The sequence below is a fragment of the Blastococcus sp. TBT05-19 genome (genome assembly GCF_003319095.1).
Lineage (GTDB): Bacteria > Actinomycetota > Actinomycetes > Mycobacteriales > Geodermatophilaceae > Blastococcus.
Genome location: NZ_QOHI01000001.1, coordinates 163,789 through 183,691, shown reverse-complemented (window position 1 = coordinate 183,691; position 19,903 = coordinate 163,789). Strand labels below are relative to the sequence as shown.

General features: G+C 72.2%; 14 protein-coding genes. 4 read left to right on the top strand and 10 right to left on the bottom strand.

Translation table 11 applies throughout. From position 1 onward, the window contains the following. Positions 1-74 precede the first annotated feature (74 nt). Positions 75-3,374, bottom strand: a complete 3,300-nt coding sequence (locus DQ244_RS00840) for a PKD domain-containing protein (RefSeq protein WP_158544439.1) — start codon at positions 3,372-3,374, stop codon at positions 75-77. A gap of 178 nt (positions 3,375-3,552) precedes the next feature. On the opposite strand from DQ244_RS00840, the gene DQ244_RS00835 reads away from it, so the two are divergent. After that, positions 3,553-4,734 carry a glycosyltransferase gene (locus DQ244_RS00835; RefSeq protein ID WP_158544438.1) on the top strand — a complete coding sequence of 394 codons (1,182 nt, stop codon included), beginning with the start codon at positions 3,553-3,555 and terminating at the stop codon, positions 4,732-4,734. On the opposite strand, the gene DQ244_RS00830 is transcribed toward DQ244_RS00835, so the two are convergent. From DQ244_RS00830 to DQ244_RS00805, 6 genes are all read right to left on the bottom strand, one after another. Further along, the gene (locus DQ244_RS00830) at positions 4,703-6,220 is read right to left on the bottom strand and encodes a flippase (protein ID WP_113809598.1); all 1,518 of its coding nucleotides are present in this window, start codon (positions 6,218-6,220) and stop codon (positions 4,703-4,705) included. The two genes, DQ244_RS00835 and DQ244_RS00830, sit on opposite strands and share 32 nt — an antisense overlap. Next, entirely contained in the window at positions 6,210-7,604 is a 1,395-nt protein-coding gene (locus DQ244_RS00825; protein ID WP_147251437.1) for an O-antigen ligase, read from the bottom strand. Before DQ244_RS00825 ends, DQ244_RS00830 begins: the two co-directional genes overlap by 11 nt. Positions 7,605-7,649: 45 nt before the next feature. Then, positions 7,650-9,038 carry a hypothetical protein gene (locus DQ244_RS00820; protein ID WP_113809596.1) on the bottom strand — a complete coding sequence of 463 codons (1,389 nt, stop codon included), beginning with the start codon at positions 9,036-9,038 and terminating at the stop codon, positions 7,650-7,652. A gap of 183 nt (positions 9,039-9,221) precedes the next feature. Continuing rightward, on the bottom strand, positions 9,222-10,736 hold the full coding sequence (locus DQ244_RS00815; protein ID WP_113809595.1) for a sugar transferase: 1,515 nt from the start codon (positions 10,734-10,736) through the stop codon (positions 9,222-9,224). Between the two features lie 64 nt (positions 10,737-10,800). Further along, complete coding sequence (locus tag DQ244_RS00810; protein ID WP_113809594.1) at positions 10,801-11,775, bottom strand: NAD-dependent epimerase/dehydratase family protein; 975 nt, start codon at positions 11,773-11,775, stop codon at positions 10,801-10,803. Between the two features lie 351 nt (positions 11,776-12,126). Then, positions 12,127-13,446, bottom strand: coding sequence for a UDP-glucose/GDP-mannose dehydrogenase family protein (locus DQ244_RS00805; RefSeq protein ID WP_113810564.1), 1,320 nt, complete (start codon positions 13,444-13,446; stop codon positions 12,127-12,129). A 250-nt stretch (positions 13,447-13,696) separates the two neighbouring features. Here DQ244_RS00805 and DQ244_RS00800 point away from each other — a divergent pair, with 250 nt between their 5' ends. Further along, on the top strand, positions 13,697-14,812 hold the full coding sequence (locus DQ244_RS00800) for an LCP family protein (protein ID WP_233491089.1): 1,116 nt from the start codon (positions 13,697-13,699) through the stop codon (positions 14,810-14,812). 277 nt (positions 14,813-15,089) lie between these two features. On the opposite strand, the gene DQ244_RS00795 is transcribed toward DQ244_RS00800, so the two are convergent. Continuing rightward, positions 15,090-15,938, bottom strand: a complete 849-nt coding sequence (locus tag DQ244_RS00795; RefSeq protein ID WP_233491088.1) for a hypothetical protein — start codon at positions 15,936-15,938, stop codon at positions 15,090-15,092. 214 nt (positions 15,939-16,152) lie between these two features. Between DQ244_RS00795 and DQ244_RS19165 the strand changes: the two genes are divergently transcribed. Beyond that, positions 16,153-16,365, top strand: coding sequence for a hypothetical protein (locus DQ244_RS19165; protein ID WP_147251436.1), 213 nt, complete (start codon positions 16,153-16,155; stop codon positions 16,363-16,365). Positions 16,366-16,452: 87 nt separating this feature from the next. Further along, the gene (locus DQ244_RS00790) at positions 16,453-17,580 is read left to right on the top strand and encodes an LCP family protein (RefSeq protein ID WP_113809591.1); all 1,128 of its coding nucleotides are present in this window, start codon (positions 16,453-16,455) and stop codon (positions 17,578-17,580) included. Positions 17,581-17,921: 341 nt separating this feature from the next. On the opposite strand, the gene DQ244_RS00785 is transcribed toward DQ244_RS00790, so the two are convergent. Together DQ244_RS00785 and rfbB are read right to left on the bottom strand one after the other, a co-directional pair. Then, positions 17,922-18,761, bottom strand: coding sequence for an NAD(P)-dependent oxidoreductase (locus DQ244_RS00785; RefSeq protein WP_158544437.1), 840 nt, complete (start codon positions 18,759-18,761; stop codon positions 17,922-17,924). Continuing rightward, positions 18,758-19,753, bottom strand: a complete 996-nt coding sequence (gene rfbB, locus DQ244_RS00780) for a dTDP-glucose 4,6-dehydratase (protein ID WP_113809589.1) — start codon at positions 19,751-19,753, stop codon at positions 18,758-18,760. The genes DQ244_RS00785 and rfbB overlap by 4 nt, the downstream gene beginning before the upstream one ends. Between the last annotated feature and the right edge of the window lie 150 nt (positions 19,754-19,903).

The following is a 19,903-nucleotide window of genomic DNA, read 5'->3' as shown; positions in this document are numbered from 1 at the left end:
AAAGATGATGGAACCCGTCCACCTTCGACGTACGGACGCTGCGGGTCAATCTGTGGGCGCAGCGCCGGCCGACGTCACATCGTGTAGCGCAGCACCAGGACGGGAGCCTTGGCCGCCCCGCCCTCGAAGGACTCGGCCGTGCGGGTGCCCGAGCCGGTGACCAGGAGCGCCAGCGCGTTGCCCTCGGCCCACCCCGGCCGGTCCACGATCTCCTGGAGGACCGCGGCCAGATCCGGCGTCCGCTGGTTCACCCCGCGCTCCTTGAGCGTCGGCCACGGCGCCGGGGACCAGTCGACCGTGGCGGACGTCCTCGGTCGCGACGAGACGTCGAACGCGGTGGTGCTGAACGACGTCGCGCTGTCGGCGGCCTGACCGGCGACGGTCAGGCTGCTCGCTCCGGAATCGGCCTCGTCGGCCTGGAACTGGACATGGGCCTCGAGGATCGTCGCCCCCGCCGGCACCGCGACGCCGGCGAAGCGGATGCCGATCGTCTGCTGGCGGGTGCCGTCCAGCGCGAGGTTCAGGTCACCGCTGGTGGTGCCGACCGCACCGCCGGCCCGCTCCTCGGCATCGTCCAGGCCCGACGTGACCGGCACGCTCAGCGTCACGACCCCGCCGTCCGTGCCGGGGTCCGTGCCTCCGTTCCCGGGGTCCGTGCCTCCGGTGCCGGGGTCCGTGCCTCCGGTGCCGGGGTCCGCACCCCCGTCGCCCGGGCCGTCCCCGCCGTTCCCGGGTTCCGTGCCGTCCGTGCTGAACTCGATGTGCAGCACCGGGGCCCTGGCCGCGCCGCCTTCGTACGCCTCCGCGGTGCGGGTTCCCGAGCCGGTGACCACCAGGGCCAGCGCCTGCCCGTCGGACCAGCCCGTGCGGTCGACGACCTCCTGGACGACGGCCGAGAGATCGGGCGTCCGCTGAGCCGGGCCCCGCTCCTTGAGCGTCGTCCACTCCGCCGGGGCCCACTCCACACGGGCACCGGTCAGGGGGCGTGCCGAGATGTTCCCCAGAGTGGCGGTGAAGGCGGCGGCGTCGTCCGCGGCCTGCCCGGCGATCCGCAGCGTCGTCGCGCCGGAGTCCACCTCGTCGGCCTGGAACTGGACGTGGGCGGCGGTGATCGTGGCGCCTCGCGGCACCTCGACACCGGCGAACCGCATGCCGATCGTCTGCGTCCGAGTGCCGTCGACGGCCAGGTTCAGGTCACCGCTGCTGGTGTAGACGCTGCCGTTCACCCGCTCCTCCGCGTCGTCGGCGCCTGCCCGGACGGGCACGTCCACCGATCCGGACACCGGGACCGGGGCGACGACCGGCGGCTCGACCACGTCGACGGTCAGGTCGTCGGTGCCGGTGAGCTCCCCGTCGTCGGCCGTCAGCCGGAGGACGTAGGTGCCCGCCGCCGAGAAGGTGGCGGTCGTCGAGGCCGCCGACGCGTCGGCGAAGGTCGCCGTGCCCGGACCGCTCAGCTGGGTCCACCGGGCGGCGAGCGTCGACCCCGACGGCAGCCCGTCGTCGGACACCGTGCCCGCCAGGGTCGCCGGCTGATCCCGCTCCACGGAGACGTCGGGGCCGGCCGACGCGGTCGGCGCCGTGTTGGCCGGGAGCGGGGCAGCGAACTCGACGTGCAGGGCGGCCGCGTTCTGCGGGCCGCCCTCGTACGCGTCGGCGGTCCGCGTGCCGGTACCGGTGAGGACGAACGTCATCGCGTTGCCCTCTGCCCAGCCCTCGCGCGACACGATCTGCTGCACGATCGAGGTCAGGTCGGGCGTGCGCTCTTCGATCCCGCGGGCCCCGACCGTCGACCAGGGCGCCGGCTGCCAGGCCACCGAGGCCTCGGTGCGCGGACGGGACGACACGGAGCCCGCGTCGCTGGTGAAGCCCTCGGTGTCGTCGGCTGCCTCTCCCTGGACGAGCAGGTCCGCCGCGCCGGTGGTCACCTCGTCGGCGCTGAACTGGACGTGGGCGGAGGTGACCGTGGCGCCCTGCGGCACCGGGACGCCGGCGAAGCGCAGGCCGACCTGCTGGTTCGACGTGCCGTCGGTCACCAGCTCCAGGTCGTTGCCGTCGACGAACGTCTGGCGGAAGCGCCCCTCTGCGTCGTCCGAGCCGGCTCGCAGCGGCACGTCGAAGACGCCGGAGCCGTCGCTGCGCCGGACGGCGATCCTGACCTCGTCGGAGTCGACCAGCTGGCCGTCGTCAGCGGTCAGGCGGAGCACGTAGAGGCCGGGCTCGGGGAAGGAGACGGCGGTCGTCGCCGCGGAGGGGTCGGCGAAGGCCGCCTGGGCCGGACCGCTCATCGTGCGCCAGGTCGCGCTCGTCGCTCCCGGCGGGTTGGGCAGGCCGTCGTCGCTCACCGAGCCCTGCAGCGTCACGTCGGACTGCGCGATGACGGTCGCGTCGGGGCCGGCGTCCGCCGTGGGTGCCGCGTTCGGCGGAGCATCCGGTACCGGCGGGAAGTCCACGGCCAGCTCGTAGAACATGCCGTCGTTCTCGTTCGGGTCGAAGTCGTTGTCGTACCCGCGGGCGACGACGTAGAGGTTCTGCCGTCCGGATCCGTCGCTGGCCGGGGCCAGGGTCATCCCCGCCGTCTTGCGCGCGCCGACGGGTGCGATGTCGACGACGTTGAGCAGCGCACCCTGCCGGTTGACCTCGTAGATCTTCTCGCTCGCGTCGTCGAGCACGAGGATGGTGCCGCGCTGCGGCTGGTAGACCAGACCCTCCGGGTCCAGGGCACCGTGCCGGGAGACGTCGAACGAGGTGACCGTGTCGTCGCCGTCCGGGGCGAGCCCGTCGAAGACCCCGTTGTCGCCCGGGCCGTAGTCGAAGACCTCCTTGTCGGTGCCGTCGATGACCAGGACGTGCCCGTTGGCGGTCACGTCCATGTCGACGGCGACGTCCTCGGGGTCGCTGTTGCCGATCACGTCCCGGGTCGAGAACGAGGTGACGGTGTCGTCCCCGGTGCCGTGCCGGCCGTCGCCGCCCGGCTCGAAGGAGAAGATCCGGTCCTTGTCGTCGTCGGAGACGAACAGCGTGCCGTCGGCGGACCGGTAGCTGACACCCGCGGGCTCGTTGGAGTGCGGGAGCGTCGTCCCGCCGGGGAAGTCGGGGGCCTGCGTCCCGTCGAGGCTGGAGAGGAAGAGGTTCGTCCCCGCGTACAGCGCCATCTCGTCGACCTCGCCGTCGCTGATGATCAGCTGGCGGCGGACGGGGTCGTAGGTGATGCCGGAGGGGTCGGGGCTGGGACGCTCCCAGACCGAGGTGTCCCGAGCGGCCACCACCGTCGCCTCGAGCGTCGCGGCCGAGGCCGCCGTCGGCAGGACGGTCAGCGCTCCTGCCGCGAGCGCGCAGACGACGACGAGGCGGAGCAGGAAGCGAAGCGTCAAGAGAATCCCCGTGTTGTGCGCAACAGATCCGGGTCAGCGTCCGTGCCGCCGACGGATATGTCAACGCAGAGTCATCGTCGGGGCCGGATCGTCACTACGAGTAGCCGGAAGACCCCGGGAGGTTGATCTTTTCGCCTGCCTGCTCCTCGGCCGGGCACCGTCAGGGAGGATCCGGTGCGTGGACGACGAACAGGCCGACAGGATCGAGCAGCGACCGATCGCCCTCCACGTGATCACCCGGTACCAGCGCGGCGGCTCCGAGCGGCGGGTGCGCGACATCGTCCGCGCCACGCCCGACCTCCGGCACCACCTGCTGGTCGGGGCCGACTCCGACGTCGAGCTCGCGGCCGAGCAGACCGGCGCCGAGAAAGTGTCCGTGCTGCCCGCCCTGGTCCGCCGGGTGTCCCCGGTGGACGACGTCCGGGCGCTCATCGGCCTGTGGCGGCAGCTGCGGCGCGACGCCTACTCCGTGGTGGTCACCCACCAGTCGAAAGCAGGGGTGCTGGCCCGCGCGGCAGCGGCCGCCGGTGGCCCCCCTGCGGTCCACTCGCTCTCGATGGCGAGCTTCGGGCCCGGCTACGGGCGGGTGGAGAACGCCGTGTTCCGCCGGCTGGAACGCCTCCTGGGTCCCCGCACCGCGGCCTATGCCGTCGTCGGGGCCGATCTCGCCGACCGCTTCGCCGCGGTGGGCGTGCCGCGCGACCGGCTGCACGTCGTGCGCTCCGGCGTCCCGCTGCCCGGTGAGCTGTCCTCCCGGGCAGCGGCTCGAGAGCGCCTGGACGCCCGGCACGGCACCGCGCCCGGCCGGCCGCTGATCTGCTACGTGGGCAGCCTCGAGCCGCGGAAGAACCCGGTGCTCCTGGCCCGGCTGCTGCGGGACCTGCACGACCGCACGGCCACGCCGCCGGACCTGCTGGTCATCGGCGACGGGCCGCAGCGCGGCGAACTGCTCGCCGAGCTGGCCCGGCTGGGCCTGTCCGACCACGCCGTCCTGACCGGTTACCTGTCCGAACCGCGGCTCGTGCACGAGGCGCTGCGGGCCGTCGACGTCGTGCTGCTGCTCAGCGACGCCGAGGGGCTTCCCCAGGTGCTGGTCCAGGCTGCCGCCGCCGGCACCCCCTACGTGGCCTTCGACGTCGAAGGCGTCCGCGAGCTCCTGGCCCTCGGCGCCCGGGGCACCCCGGTGCCCCACGGGCGGGTGGACCTGGCTGTCGACGCCGTGGAGCACTGGCTCGGCGGTTCGCCGGAGCCGGACGTCGTGGCCGACGTGTCCAGCTGGAGCCCCGACGCCATCGAGGCGTCCTACCGGTCGGTGCTCACCGGCGTGCTCACCGCGAGCCGCCGGTCGGCGCCCCGCTGACCGGCGGCAGCGCCGGCTGCACCAGCGCTGCCAGCGCCCGGGCCGGCCGCTTCCTGCTCACGCCTCCGCCCCGCAGCGCCGCAATCAGGGCCACCGCCGCGCCGTAGGCGGCCAGCCCGGCTGCCAGGCTGACCAGCACGTGCAGGTCGGCGGTGAGCACGATCGCGCCGGCCATCGGGACGACAGCCAGCAGCGGCCACCCGTTGGCGCGGAACAGCTCCGAGCGGCCGGCCACCCGGCGCAGCAGCACCGCGTAGGCGACGAGCAGCGCGGTCTCGCAGATCACGGTCGTGATGGCCGCACCCAGGTAGGAGAAGCGGGGGATGAAGTAGAAGTTGAGCCCGATGTTGAGCACCGCCGCGGTCGCCACCGCCACCGTGCGCTCCTTCTGCCGGTCGGCGGCCGTCAGCGAGAGGCTGAACGTGTGACTCATCATGCGCACCGCGATGACCGCGATCAGCAGCTGGTAGGTGAGCACGGCCGGTGCGAACTCGGGGCCGTACAGGAAGTCGAGCGTGCGCGGCGCCAGCAGCAGTGATGCGCAGGTCACCGGGAGGGCGATGAAGGCCAGCACGCGCAACGAGAGGTTGCGCAGCCGGCCGAACTCGTCGGGCCGGTCGGGCCAGGCCCGTCCCATGCGGGGGAACACGGCCCGGTTGATGCTGCGGGCGATGACGTTGAAGTGCAGGACGAGGTTGGTGGCGGCCTGGTAGAGGCCGACCGCCGCAGGTCCGGCCAGCAGACCGAGCAGGACGGCGTCGAACCGGCCGTTGGTGAGCGTCAGGGTGTCGGACAGGGCGAACGGCGTGCTCTGCCGCAGGATCGGGCGCAGCGCGCCGCGTTCCACCCGCGGCACCGGCAGCCCGCCGAGCCGGACGCCGACGACGCCCCAGCTGATCAGAGCGCCCACGGCGCGCGATGCGGCGAAGACGACGGTGGCCGCGACCGGTCCGCCACCCGAGGCCAGCACGGCTGCCGTCCCCCCGAGGTAGGCGGCCTCCTGCAGACCGGTGATCCAGGTCTCGGTGCTGAGCCGCTCCCAGGCCCAGAACACCGCGAACTGCACCCGGGCGATGCCGTCGAACGCCATGCCGATGCCGGCGATGCCGATGGTGAGCACCGTTGCCTGCGAGGCGCCGATCGCCAGGGGCACGCCGAAGAGCAGAGCCGTGAACAGCGTGCCGAAGCCCAGCGACAGCAGCGTGCCCGCCTCGACCCACCGGCGCGCCGTGTCCGGCCGGCGGGCCACCTCCCGGGCGAGCAGCGTCGGGACGCCGTAGAAGAAGGGGAGCAGCGACGTCAGCGTCAGGGCGAACTGCACGACGCCGAGGTCCTCGGGGCCGCCGCTCCTGGCGAGGAGGACGACGACGCCGACGCCGGCGATCGCCCGGAACCCGAAGGTCAGCAGCTGGGAGGTCGAGTTCGAAACCAGCCCCTGCGTTCGCCGACCGGCGGGAGCGGTGCTGGGGGTCGGCTCAGCCGGCACTGGAGAAAGCGCTCGCCGGACGTCGTGCGAGGGCGCCGATCCCGCTGCCCGAGGTGGACGGTCCCGGCGTCTCGATCACGTCGTCGTCGGCGAAGGCGCCCGGCGCCCGGCTGTTCAGGAGGTGGACGGCGGCGAGGAGACCGAGGGTCGTCCAGAACCACCGGTAGTGCAGGATCTCGTGCGTCACCGCCGTGAGGGCGAAGGTCGCGCACAGCCCGACCAACGCCGCCGGGACCGGCACCGCGGCGGCCAGCCCGGGCGGCAACGGACGCCGGGTGATGGCCCCGGACCGGTAGGCGATCACCGCGACCAGCGCCATCAGCGCCAGCAGGCCCAGGGGGCCGCGCTCCACGAGCGTGGCCAGGTAGTCGTTGTGCGCCTCCTTGACCGTCTGGGCGGCCGATGCGCCGAGCGCCTCCTTGGTGCCGGCCGGGCCGATGCCGAACAGGTTGCCGCGCTCGTAGAGCTCGAACTGCGAGGCGAACAGGTCCACGCGCCCCTCGGCGCTGGCCTCACCACGGCCCAGCGAGTAGCGCAGCAGCGGGTTGTCGCTCTGCTGGGCCGCTGCCAGCAGCGGCTGACCGATGACGAACCAGCCGGCGGCCAGCCCGCCGGCCAGGCAGAGCGCTGTCGCGGTCGCCGCGACCATGCCGGACCGCGCGCGCACGTGCAGGAACAGCGCGACCAGGGCTCCGCCGAGCAGGGACAGCAGTGCGGCGTTGGACCCGGTCATGAGCAGCGCCAGCAGGAGGACGCCGACGGCGCCGGCGCGCGCGGAGCGCCGGGTCGGATAGCCCGCAGCCACCGCGATGAAGACCGTGACCATGAAGAAGTTGCCGGCCATGTTGGGGTGGTCGAAGAAGAGCCGGGCCCGCGCCCCGCCGCCCTCGGTCGCCCCGACGATGGGCTCGAACCCCACGGTGACCGCGGCCACGAGCAGCGCGGCCCACGCGGTGGCGCTGAGCACCCACACACGCATGAGCTGGAACAGGATCCGCGGCGTCCGGCAGACGGCGACGATGGCGGTGCACCAGAGCAGCAGGAAGATCTCCTGCGCGACCGCGATGGCGCCCTTGGTCGGCGCCAGGCTCATCAGCGCGGCCGTCAAGCCGGTCAGCACCAGACCCGCCATCGGCACGACGTAGGGGACCCGGATGAGCACCCGGTTGCGCAGCGCCCAGGCGAACACCGCGAGCAGGGCGAGAGCCATGAGCGCATCGATCGGTGCCGCGTTGCCCGGTGCCTTGGGGGCGACCAGCGGCATCGAGGCGATCGCCAGCCCCAGGACGGCGAGCACACCGGTTCCCGGCTCGGTGTCCGGCGACCTCAGGGGCCGACGACCGCCGGGCGGCTGACCGCCCTCCCACTGGTCGGCGGTATCCACCCCCCGCTTCCCTCGTGCGGCGCGGTGCGTAGCCACGACCCGGTCCTAGGACCCGGTGGCGGCGGAGGACGTCGCGTCGGGCTTGGTGCCCGGCTCGGGACGTCCGGTTCCGCCGCCGTCCGCCTTCGTGCTACCGCGCCCCTTCGCGCCGCCGTTCGCCTTCGCGCCGCCGTTCGCCCCCGTCCGGGGCACGTCCTGGCCCGCGGTGCCGGATCGGTCCGCTGCCCGCTTCCGGTAGGTGACGACGCCGATGACCGGCTGCCGGGTCAGCTGCACGTGCCGCTCGAGGTCCTCGAGCCACGTGGACCTGGTCTTCTCCGGCGCCACCACGATGACGCCGGCACCGCCGTGGGACTTGGTGGAGAGCACCAGCGCCCCGTTCGACGCACCTTCCTCGGCGGGGAGCACGTCGTGGTCGCCGTCGCCGCGGGCGAGCGCCTCGGCCAGGGGCGAGACGTCGGTCGCCGGGCCGACCTGCACGAGCTCGTAGGACCGCACCCCTGCCCTGTCGGCCGCGAGCGAGACGTAGGTGGTGAGCCGGGGGTCGTCGATGCCGGCCCCGCGGCCGGGCAGGCGCGGCAGGTGCCCGAGCAGCGGCACCCCGAAGTGACGGGCCAGGGTGTGCCCGTTCAGCGTCGGACGCCACGCCTCCAGCGCCGCCGCGATGGCGATCCCGAGCAGGAGCCCTAGGAGAGCGCCCACGGCGAGCCGGGCCGGGAGGGAGGTGTCGACGAGGCTGCCCTGCTCCGGCGCCCGGTCGATCACCTCGGGCCGCACCGTCTCGGCCAGGGTCTGCGCCAGCAGCTGGCGCTGGTCCTGGGCGCGGTTGAGCTGGTCGACCGCCTGGTCGTTGCGCAGCTCGATCGCGTCGAGCGTGGAGTCGGGGGTCAGCCCCCGCGAGATCGCCAGGCTCTCCTGGCGGGCCGCCGCGGCCGCCTCCTCCTGGATCGCGGTGACCGTCGCGGTGAGCTCGGTGATCTGCTCGTCGGTGGCTGCGAGGAGCCGCTCGGTGTCACCGAGGACGGCCTCGGTGCGCCGCTCCACGATGGCATCGGCCAGCGCGTTGGCGAGGGATGCGGACGCCGCGGGATCGGGGTCGGTGACCGCCAGCTCGAGCACTCCGGAGGTGCCGACGGGCTCGACCCGCACCCGCCCGGCGACCTCGTCGGCGTCCCGCTGCACGCCGGTCTCGGTCAGCGCGTCGCCGACCACGCCGGGGCTCGTGGCCACACCCAGCGCCGCGTCGGCCTGGCTGGTGGCCTCCTCGCCGTCGCGGGGGTCGGTGGAGCCCATGACGATGCGTGCGCTGGCCCGGTACTCGTCCTCCTGCGCCTGCGCGAGCAGGAGCGGGATGCTCAGTCCGACGAGGGTGGTCACGAGGATGAGGACCCAGTGGTACTTGAAGATGCGCTGTGCTGCCTCGGTCAGATCCACCGATGTCGTCCTGTCACGTCAGGCCATGCTGCTGGTGCAGCACGGATGTCGAAGTTCCGCCCCGTCCTGGGGTGTCGCCCGTGTGTCTCCGAGCCTGTGCGGGGCACGCGCCGTGTTCCTCGATTGGACACGACCCCGCCGGTGCTGGGAACCAGCACCGGCATCACGTCCTCACAACGGGCGTCACCGACCCGCTGCGCCCAGCACCTTGCCCACGGTACGCAGCAAGATCTTGATGTCACCCCACATCGACCAGTTCTCGATGTAGAAGTTGTCGAACTTGGCGCGGTCGGCGATCGAGGTGTCGCCGCGCAGGCCGTGGACCTGGGCCCAGCCGGTCAGACCGGCAGGCACCCGGTGCCGGGCGGTGTACCAGGGGTAGCGGCGGGCGAACTCGTCCACGAAGAACGGCCGCTCAGGTCGGGGGCCGACCAGGCTCATGTCGCCGCGCAGCACGTTCCACAGCTGGGGCAGCTCGTCCAGCGAGGAGCGCCGGAGGAACCTGCCGAAGGGGCCGACCCGGCCGTCCTCGGCGATGTTCCACTTCGTGGTCGACTCGGTGGCCGCAGCGGGGCGGAGCGAGCAGAACTTGAGGATCTCGAAGGGACGCCCGTCCAGGCCGATGCGCTGCTGGCGGAAGATCGCCGTGCCGGTCTCGTACCTGGCCATGGCCGCGCAGACGAGCATGGCCGGGGAGACGAGCAGCAGAGCGAGACCCGAGACAGCGGCGTCGAAGATCCGCTTGCCCGTCCACGCCCGCGTGCGGAAGGGTGCCCGGCGCAGGCGGATCAGCGGAACACCCCACAGGACCTCGGTGTCCTTCGTCGCGACGTGCAGCTCGTAGAGCCGGGGCACGAAGTAGATCTCGCAGTCGAGCCGGTCGCAGGCGCGCAGCAGGCTCACCATGGAGGGATCGCGCACGGAACCGTAGGTGACGATGACCATGTCGATCTGGTGGTCGACGAGGACGCGGGTGAGGTCCTCGTACCTGCCCAGCACCGGCACCGGGCGCTCGCCCTCGCCCAGCAGCGGGTCGTCCTCGACGAAGCCCGCGGGGTGCAGGCCGTACTCGGGGTGCTCGAGCAGGTTCTCGGCGAGGGTGCCGGCGACCTGGCCCGCCCCCAGCAGCAGGGTGCGCTGCTGGAGGTGGTGACGATGACGGGCCACCCGGATCCCGTGGTAGACCAGGGCCCGGCCCAGCACGGAGAGCACCACGAAGATCACCGCGGTGCCCAGCCGGGCAGTTCCCGCCCGGCCGTCCTCCAGGCCGCCGAGCACCATCACGACGGCGCCCGCGGCGATGCCCCGCCCGACGAGGGTCGGCATGTCGTTCAGGATCGAGAAGGTGAGGCGGGACCGGTAGAGCCCGGCGTGCTGGTAGAGCGCCACCACGAGCAGCAGCAGGACGAGCCCCTTGGGCTGGGCCGTGCCGGTCAGCAGGGTCGCCGCGGCGAAAGCGGCGACGTCCACGGCGAGCAGCAGCATCGCCGGCACCCAGAAGGCCCGCCGGAGCCGCTCGACCCGGCGCCGGGCGCGCTCCTCGGTGGCGGGGGGCAGCTCCGTCGCACCGACGGCCGGCACGGGCGAGGGCTGGGCCTCCACCCGGGCGTCGACGGCGAAGTTCTCCGAGAACACGGTGGGCACGACGTCGAGCTCGCTCCGGGCACCGGGGCGGCTGCTGCCCAGGTCGGCCGTCATCGGGGTCCGCCGTCACGCGGACCCTGGTGGTCCGTCCGCGGCGCCCCCGCACCCCGTCGGTCACTCATGTCGCGCTCCCCGTTCCGCTCGCCGTCGCGGCACCCCCGCCGCCGGTGCTCCGTGCCGCCTCGACCATCAGCGCCAACCCGTCCCGCAGCGAGACCTGCGGCGCGTAGCCGAACCCGTCCCGGGCGACCTGCGTGTCGGCGGCTGTGTCCTTCACGTCACCTCGGACCTTCGCGAGCCGGCGGACATCCGGTTCACCGGCGAGGTCGGAGACGATCTCGACGACCTCGTTCATCGAGGTCCGGCTGCCGCCGCCGATGTTGGCGACGCCCACGAAGTCCGAGGTCGCCGCATCGTGCAGCGCCCGCACGATGTCGCCGACGTAGGTGAAGTCGCGGGTCTGCTCACCGGTGCCGTAGAGCTCGAAGACCGAGCCTTCGAGGCCGGCGGCCACCAGCCGGCTGAACGCCATGTCGGGGCGCTGCCGGGGGCCGTAGACGGTGAAGAAGCGGAGGGAGGCGGTCGGCACGCCGAAGGCCGTGCGGTACAGCTCGCAGAGGTGCTCGGCGGCGAGCTTGGTGACGCCGTAGGGCGAGATCGGCTGCGGGCGCACCCGCTCCGACGTCGGGTACGACTCGGCGTCGCCGTACACGCTGGAGCTCGAGGCGTAGACCAGCTTCTTGAGCTCCACCGTGCGCGCCGCCTCCAGGACCGCCTGGGTGGCCAGCACGTTGTGCGACACGTACGTGCTGAAGTCCGAGCCCCAGGACGGGCGGACGCCGGGCTGCCCGGCGAGGTGGTAGACGACGTCGGCCCCATCGAAGAGCTCGATCAGCGGCTCGGTCAGCAGGTCGCCGCGCACGAGGGTGAACCGCTCGTCCGCGAGGGCGGGAGCGAGGTTGCGCTCCTTGATCGCCGTGTCGTAGTAGTCGGTGAAGCAGTCGATGCCTACCACCTCGTCGCCCCGGGCCAGCAGGTGCTCGGACAGGTGGGATCCGACAAAGCCGGCTGCCCCCGTGACGACGGACCTCACTCTTAACCTCCGCGTTGCTCACGGGCCAGTTGCCCGCCATGTGACCGTAGGTAATCACGGTTTGATCGAGGTCGTCGAACCTTGGCTTGGTCGACAAGGCCTCGCAACTGCTGCGACGCGGTGGCCACGAGCGTTACCGCCGGACGCGCGTCCGGCGAGTGCTCCACCTGTGCACCTGTTCAGAGACTCACAGTGAGCACTTGTTCCTCCGGCATGTCTAACCGAAAGAGGTAGAGGTCACGCGGATGCTGGTATTGGTGATCGTGTGGTTGACGGTGGCGCTCCCCGCCGGCGTGCTGATCGGGCAGGTGCTCCGCCACGGTGTGGCGCAGGCGCCCGCGAGCAGCGAGGTCAGCCGGCGCGGCGGCCGAGTGCGCGGTAGGCCCACCCTGCGGCGGTCCAGGCCTCGCGGTCCAGAGCGTTGCGCCCGTCGAGCACCCGCTTCTGCTTGACGACCTTGCCGAACGCCACCGGGTCGAGCTCCCGGTACTGCTTCCACTCCGTCAGGACGAGCACGGCGTCGGCGCGCTCGGCCGCCTCCTCCGCCGTGTCGGCGTAGTCCAGCTGCGGCCACAGCCGGCGGCTGTTCTCCACCGCCGCCGGGTCGGTGACACGCACGACCGCGCCCTGCAGCTGCAACTGGGCGGCGACGTTCAGCGCCGGGGAGTCGCGGATGTCGTCGCTGTCGGGCTTGAACGCCGCCCCCAGGACAGCGACCCGCTTGCCGAGCAGCGAACCGTCGCAGACCTCGCGGGCCAGCTCGACCATGCGGATCCGCCGGCGCATGTTGATGTTGTCGACCTCGCGCAGGAACGTCAGCGCCTGATCGGCACCCAGCTCGCCGGCGCGGGCCATGAACGCCCGGATGTCCTTGGGCAGGCAGCCGCCACCGAAGCCGAGCCCGGCGTTGAGGAACTTGCGCCCGATCCGGTCGTCGTAACCGATCGCGTCGGCCAGCAGCTTCACGTCCGCGCCAGTGGCCTCGCACAGCTCCGCCATCGCGTTGATGAACGAGATCTTCGTGGCCAGGAACGAGTTGGCCGCCGTCTTCACCATCTCAGCGGTCGCGTAGTCACTCTCCACCTTCGGCGTGCCGCGCTCGACGATCGTCGCGTACACCTCGTCCAGCAGGCGACGGGCCGTGTCGCCGTCGGCGCCGGCCGGGAGCCCGTACACCAGGCGGTCGGGGTGCAGCGTGTCCTGCACCGCGAACCCCTCGCGCAGGAACTCGGGGTTCCACGCCAGCAGCGCACCCGGCACCTTGCTCTCCACCAGCTCCGCGAGGCCAGCCGCGGTGCCGACCGGCACCGTGGACTTGCCGACCACGAGCTCACCGGCCGAGAGGACGTCCAGCAGCGACTCGACCGCGCCCTGCACGTAACGCATGTCGGCGGCGTACTCACCCCGCTTCTGCGGGGTCCCCACGCACACGAAGTGCACCGCAGCACCGGCCGCGTCAGCGAAGTCGGTCGAGAACCGCAGCCGCCCCGTCGCCAGCGTCCGCGCCAGCAGCTCCTCGAAGCCGGGCTCGTAGAAGGGCGCCTTGGCCTGCGACAGCAGGTCGATCTTCGGCTGATCGACATCGATGCCCACGACGTCATGACCCAGCTCCGCCATCGACGCCGCATGCACGGCACCGAGATAGCCGCAGCCGATGACCGAGATCTTCACGCGCACTCCAAGTTTTCCGGCGAGATGGCTTCCGGGGCCGACGCCCGGCTCGCACCGGTGGAGTTCGACCCTAGAACGCGGGCAGCAGGAAGGGCCAAGCCGCTGCGGGAAGTCCGCCCGGACGGGGCATCCGCTCGCCCCGGGTGCCGGGTCCTCACTCCACCGGGGGACACTCAGGATCTCCCCGCCGAGGCCCGGCCGTACATTCGACGCTTCATCGGCCATCCGGGGGCTCGGCATGCGGGACGACGTGACAAGCGGGCAGGCGCGGGATGCGCTGCTGCCCGCGCCGGCCCCGGAGGACGAGACCTCCGAGGGGAAGGCTCCCGACGGCGCCGACACCCCGCGCACGTCAGGACGACGCCGGGCCCTGCGCCGGGTGCTGATCAGCCTGGGCGTCCTCGGGCTCGTCCTCGCGCTCCTCGTCGGCGGCGGGCTCTGGTACCTGACCGACCGGTGGGCGGGCAACATCGACCGCGTCCCGGACGTCTTCGCCGACCTGGACGCCGACAGCCGGCCCGCTCCCGCGACGCCGGTGCAGGAGGCGGGCGATGACCCGGTCACCTTCCTGCTGGTCGGCTCCGACACCCGCGCCGACGTGGCCGAGGGTGAGGATCCCGACGGCCGCTCCGACGCCATCATGCTCGCGCGGTTCACCGCGGACCGTCAGCACGCCCAGCTGATCTCGATCCCGCGCGACTCGTGGGTCGACATCCCCGGGTACGGCGTGAACAAGATCAACGCCAGCTATGCGTTAGGCGGTCCGACGCTGCTCATCCAGACGGTCGAGCAGCTGACGCAGGTGCGGATCGACCACTACGTGGCGATCGACTTCGACGGGCTCATCCAGGTGACCGATGACCTCGGCGGCGTCGACGTGCGGGTCGCCGAGACCACGACCCACCAGGGGTACACCTTCGAGGAAGGCGTCAACCACCTCGACGGCGCCCAGGTGCGGCAGTACCTCCAGCAGCGCAAGAACCTGCCGGGCGGGGACTTCGACCGGGTCAAGCGCCAGCAGCAGTACCTCCGCGCGATGTTCGAGAAGCTCTTCAGCGCGGAGACGTTCACCGACCCTCAGCGGCTTGACGCGGCACTGCTCGCCGTGACCAGTGCGGTGCGCATCGACGACGCCCTGGGCAACGGGGACCTGCTGTCCCTGGCCTACTCCCTGCGCAACGTCACCCCGGACGACATCGACTACTTCACGGCCCCGGTGCTCGGCACCGGCCGCGAGGGGGCTGCCAGCGTCGTCTACCTGGACGACAGCGCGTGCGAGCGCATGTGGGGCTACCTGCAGAACGACTCACTGGCCGAGAACGCCGCGGAGTTCGAGGACGACGCGCTTCCCGACGTCCCGCGCTGACCCGGTCGGACCAGGCGAGGGGCACACCCGGCGCGAAGCGTCACCGCTGAATTCACGTCGGCGCCCCTTCTCCACCACTGCTGGAGATGGCACAGTGCAACCATGCGCGTGCCCAGCGGAGCGGTTCAGGCCTCGAGTGCGGAGCGACGGTCACAGCCCCGCGCGGCGGGCGCCCGCCACGTGCACTGGTTCCGCTACGCCGGCGCCGACCCGTTCAGCGGGTCGAGCCTGTACGCCTGCCGGTGCGGCGTGGTGCGCCCCGGCCTCTGAACGGGCGTCAGCCCCGCAGCCCGTCCCCGGCGGGTCGACCCGGAAGGGCCTCGCGCACGTCGAGCGTCTCGGCGTCGGCAGCACGGCGCAGCGCCCATTCCGCCGGGAGCACCAGGCGCGGCGCGACACCGACGAGCACGGCGAGGAGGAACGCGACGCCGGCCAGCGCCTCGCCGGACTCCTCGAGGTAGGTGGCCGTCGCAGCCCAGCCACCGGGCACCGCGGAGCTGAGCGCGGAGAGCCCGACGGAGGCCACTGCATACCCGGTAAGCGCGCCGAGGACCCGGCGGCGGTCACGGCGCTCGGTGCGACTGAGGACGAACAGCCCGGAGACGACGGCGGCAGCCGCCGTCACGCTGATCAGCACGGCTCCCTGCGTACCGACCGCTCCGGTCAGCGCCACCTTGGCGTCGACGTGCACGGTGCTGCCGGCCTTGACCGCGGCGATGCCAGCGGCCACCACGCCGACGGCCAGCCACCACGTGCGGCGCATGGTGCCCGCGCCGGCGACGGCAGCGACTGCCGCGGCCGCGAAGAGAGCTGCGACGAACAAGCGAGGCAGGGAAAAGGGGTCGTCCATGGAGAGCGCCCGGGCGAGCGGCCCGGTGCTCCCGGACAACCGGAAGCCGTAGCCGACGGTCATCAGACCGACGGCTGCCGCAGCGAGCGCGATGCCGATGGGGGGCAGCGGCACGGCGCGGCGCCGCACGGGCGCGGGAGCGGGGTGAGGGGCGAGGTCCGCGGTGGTCAGCAGGTCCGTCGATCCCGAGGTGCGGAGGTCGGCGGTCCGGATGCTCCGGCCGAGGACGACCGCCAACCCGAAGGCGAGGACGAACCACGCGACCAGTCCACCCACGACCCAGAGCCACCACACGGGGAGTTCATCGGCAGGTCGGGCGGGGAACATGACCCCGTCGCGGGAGCACCCTCCTCCCACGAGTCACTCGCGAATGTCTCAATCTCTCCTGCCCCGGGTAGAAGCCGTGCGCACTGGAGTGGTCGTCCGTTTTGGCAAGGCACGCCGAATCGGTCGGCCCTCCGCGGGTCTGGTCCTCCCGTAGGAAGAACACATGAGCGCACTGTGGCTGGTTGCAGGTTGCTGGATAGTGGCCGCGCTGCTGCTGGCCGCGGTCATCGGCCGTGCCGTGCGCATCGCCGACAAGGACGCCGCGCTCACCGCTGAGCTGAACTTCGTCGTCGACGAACACCCGCTGCCGGCGCTGACTTCCCAGGCCTTCACCGCCGCCGACTCGTACGGCTTCCCGACGCGCGGCACCCCCTGACCCTTCCGCCTGCCCGGCAAGGGGCACGGAGCCTCCGAACCCTGCTGTCTGCGCCTACCCTTCTGCCGGAGCAGAGCAGGGGGGCCCATGAACACCGACGATCAAGACGCGCAGGGCCCCGCTGAGCTCGGCCTCGACCCCAGCACGAGCGACGACACCAACCTGGGGTTCGACGACCTCGCCGAGAGCGACGACGGCGCCCCTCGTGAGCGGCATCGGCTGCGTCGAACGCTGATCGTGGTCGGCACCCTGGTGCTCGCCCTCGCCCTGGTCCTGGGGGGCGTGGCTCTCTTCCTCGTCGACCGGTACGCCGGCAACGTAGAGCGCGTCGGTGACGTCTTCGCCGATCTGGACGAGGACGCGCGACCGGCCCCGGCGACCCCGGCAGAAGAGGCCGGCGATCCGCCGCTCACGTTCCTGCTGGTCGGCTCCGACACCCGCGCCGCACCGGAACCCGGGGAGCTGCCCGGTGGCCGGTCGGACGCGATCATGCTCGTCCGCTTCACTGGGGACCGGCAGAACGCCCAGCTGATCTCCATCCCCCGGGACAGCTGGGTCGAGATCCCCGGTCGCGGCATGAACAAGATCAACGCGTCGTACGCGTTCGGCGGCCCGACCTTGCTCATCCAGACCGTGGAGCAGCTCACCCAGCTGCGGATCGACCACTACGTGGCCATCGACTTCGACGGACTGATCCAGGTGACCGACGATCTGGGTGGCGTCGACGTGGTCGTGGCCGAGACGACGACGAACGGCCCCTACACGTTCACAGCGGGCACGAACCACCTGGACGGCGAGCAGGCCCGCTATTACCTGGCCCAGCGCTACGACCTCCCGGGTGGTGACTTCGACCGCGTGAAGCGGCAGCAGCAGTACCTGCAGGCCATGTTCGGCAAGCTGATCAGCTCCGACACGTTCAGCAGCCCGACCCGGCTCGACGGTGCGCTGCGCGCGGTGACCGACGCGGTGGCGGTGGACGACGGGTTGGGCAACGCCGACATGGTGCAGCTGGCGTACTCGCTGCGCGGCGTCACGCCCGAGAGCATCGACTTCTTCACCGCGCCGGTGCTCGGGACCGGCCGGGAGGGGGCGGCCAGCGTCGTGTACCTCGACGACGTCGCCGCCGACCGGATGTGGAGCTACCTCCGCAACGATTCCCTGGGCAGGAACGCCGCCGAGTTCGCCGACGACGCCCTGCCCGAGGTCCCCCGCTAGGCCACCGAGCCGGCGGGCCGCAGCGTCATCGGCTCGGTGCGGCGCTCACTGCTCGAGAACGCGACGGGTACCGCAGCCTTCGCACAACTCGTACCTGCGCGTGTGGGGGCGCCATCGCAGGTTGAGCCAGGCTGCGCCGCGGCGGACGGCACGCGACTCCACCAAGGTCGTCGTTCCGCCGCAGATCTCGCATGGCTGGCCGGTCCCAACGGTGCGCCGTCGCCGGGTCTCCATGTGTTGACACCCTGGTACAGGTAGTCGCCGCCGTGGTGACGGGAAGATGTCGCTGACCGCTCATTTCCAGAGCTGGTCGCACCACCGCCCTCGAAGGGCTCTGGCTGTCAGCCGGCCACGTACGCCCGGAGGGCGCCGCGCCAGTCGCGCGGGCGGAGGCCGGTGGCCTCGACCTTGGCCAGGTCCAGGACGCTGTTGAGCGGTCGCGGCGCAACGCCGGACTTGTCGGCGAAATACTCGTCGGTGCTGACCCGGGTCACGTCGTCGGCCGAGCGCCCGCGGGCGCTGAACACGGCGGCGGCGACGTCGGCCCAGCTCGCCGGTTCCCCGCCGCCGGTGAGGTTGTAGGTGCCGTACGGCGCTCGCCTCTCCACCAGGTGCCGGATGCCGGCGGCGAGACCAGAGGCCAGGGTGAGCCGACCGATCTGGTCGTCGACGACCGACGGCGAGATTCCGCGGTCGGCGAGGCCGGCCATCGTGCGGACGAAGTTGCCGCCCTCCCCTACCACCCAGGTGGTGCGCACCAGCCAGTGCCGCTCGATCGCCGTGGCGCGGGTGTCGCCGTCGGCCTTACTGCGCCCGTAGACGCTCAGCGGCGAGGGGGGCAGATCCTCCGGGATGGGCCCGTCGTGGGTTCCGTCAAAGACGTACTCGCTGGAGAGGTGCACGAGCGCGAAGCCGTACTTCTCTGCGGCATCGGCCAGATGACCGACCGCGTCGACGTTGACCGCGCGCACCGCACCGAGATTCGCCGGGTGCTCGGCCGCATCAACCGCGGTCCAGGCGGCGGCGTTGAGGACGACGTCGACACCGGCCCAGTCGTAGGCGCGCACGGCTCCCGGATCGGTGACGTCGAGCCCAGCGCGGTCGAGCGCGACGGCGTCGGGGAGCTCGCGCTGCAGCGCCCGGCCGAGCTGGCCGCCGGCGCCGACGATGACGGCCTTCACTGCCCCTGGGCCGCGTACTGCGCCTCGACGCCGTCCTTGAGCGGGCGCCACCAGCCCTCGTTCTCGCGGTACCAGTCGATCGTGGCGGCCAGGCCGTCGCGGAACTCGGTGTACCTCGGCGTCCAGCCGAGCTCCGTGCGCAGCTTGGTGGCGTCGATGGCGTAGCGCAGGTCGTGCCCGACCCGGTCGGTCACGGAGTCGAACGCGTCGGCGGGCTGACCGGTCAGCTCGAGGATGAGCCCGAGCACCTCGCGGTTGTTCTTCTCGCCGTCGGCACCGATCAGGTAGGTCTCGCCGGAGCGGCCACGGTCGAGGATCGCGTGCACGGCGGAGTTGTGGTCCTCGACGTGGATCCAGTCGCGCACGTTCTCCCCCGCGCCGTAGAGCTTGGGGCGCAGGCCGGAGAGCACGTTGGTGATCTGCCGCGGGATGAACTTCTCGACGTGCTGGTAGGGCCCGTAGTTGTTCGAGCAGTTGCTGATCGTGGCGTGGATGCCGAACGAGCGCACCCAGGCCCGCACCAGCAGGTCGGAGCCCGCCTTGGTCGAGGAGTACGGGCTCGACGGGTTGTACGGCGTCTCGGGGGTGAACTTCGCCGGGTCGTCGAGCTCGAGGTCGCCGTACACCTCGTCGGTGGAGATGTGGTGGTAGCGCACGCCGTGCTTGCGCACGGCCTCGAGCAGCGTGAACGTGCCGACGATGTTCGTCTGCAGGAAGGGCGAGGGGTCGCGCAGCGAGTTGTCGTTGTGGCTCTCGGCGGCGAAGTGGACGACGACGTCGCTGCGGCTGACCAGCCGGTCGACGACGTCGGCGTCGGCCACGGACCCGTGCACGAACTCGACGTCGTCGCGGACGGGCGCGAGCGATGCCTCGTTGCCGGCGTAGGTGAGCGCGTCGAGGACGGTCACCTCGAACTCGGGGTGGTCGCGCAGCGTCTGGTGCACGAAGTTGGCGCCGATGAAACCGGCACCCCCGGTGACGAGCATGCGCATCGTCTGCTGACTCCTAAGCCGTGTCCCCCGGCCGGAGCGGCGCCCCGCCGGCTCCCGCGGTGCAGCGGGTCGTCGTGCAGGTCACGACGGTAGTCAACCAGCGAATGAATCGGAGCCTGCGCTACCTCCGCCGGGTGAGTCGCCGCAAGC

Excerpts from the sequence above, each read along its gene's own strand:
- DQ244_RS00815 (WP_113809595.1), bottom strand. The coding sequence starts at position 10,736 with ATGACGGCCGACCTGGGCAGCAGCCGCCCCGGTGCCCGGAGCGAGCTC.
- DQ244_RS19165 (WP_147251436.1), top strand. The coding sequence starts at position 16,153 with ATGAGCGCACTGTGGCTGGTTGCAGGTTGCTGGATAGTGGCCGCGCTG.
- DQ244_RS00790 (WP_113809591.1), top strand. The coding sequence starts at position 16,453 with ATGAACACCGACGATCAAGACGCGCAGGGCCCCGCTGAGCTCGGCCTC.
- rfbB (WP_113809589.1), bottom strand. The coding sequence starts at position 19,753 with ATGCGCATGCTCGTCACCGGGGGTGCCGGTTTCATCGGCGCCAACTTC.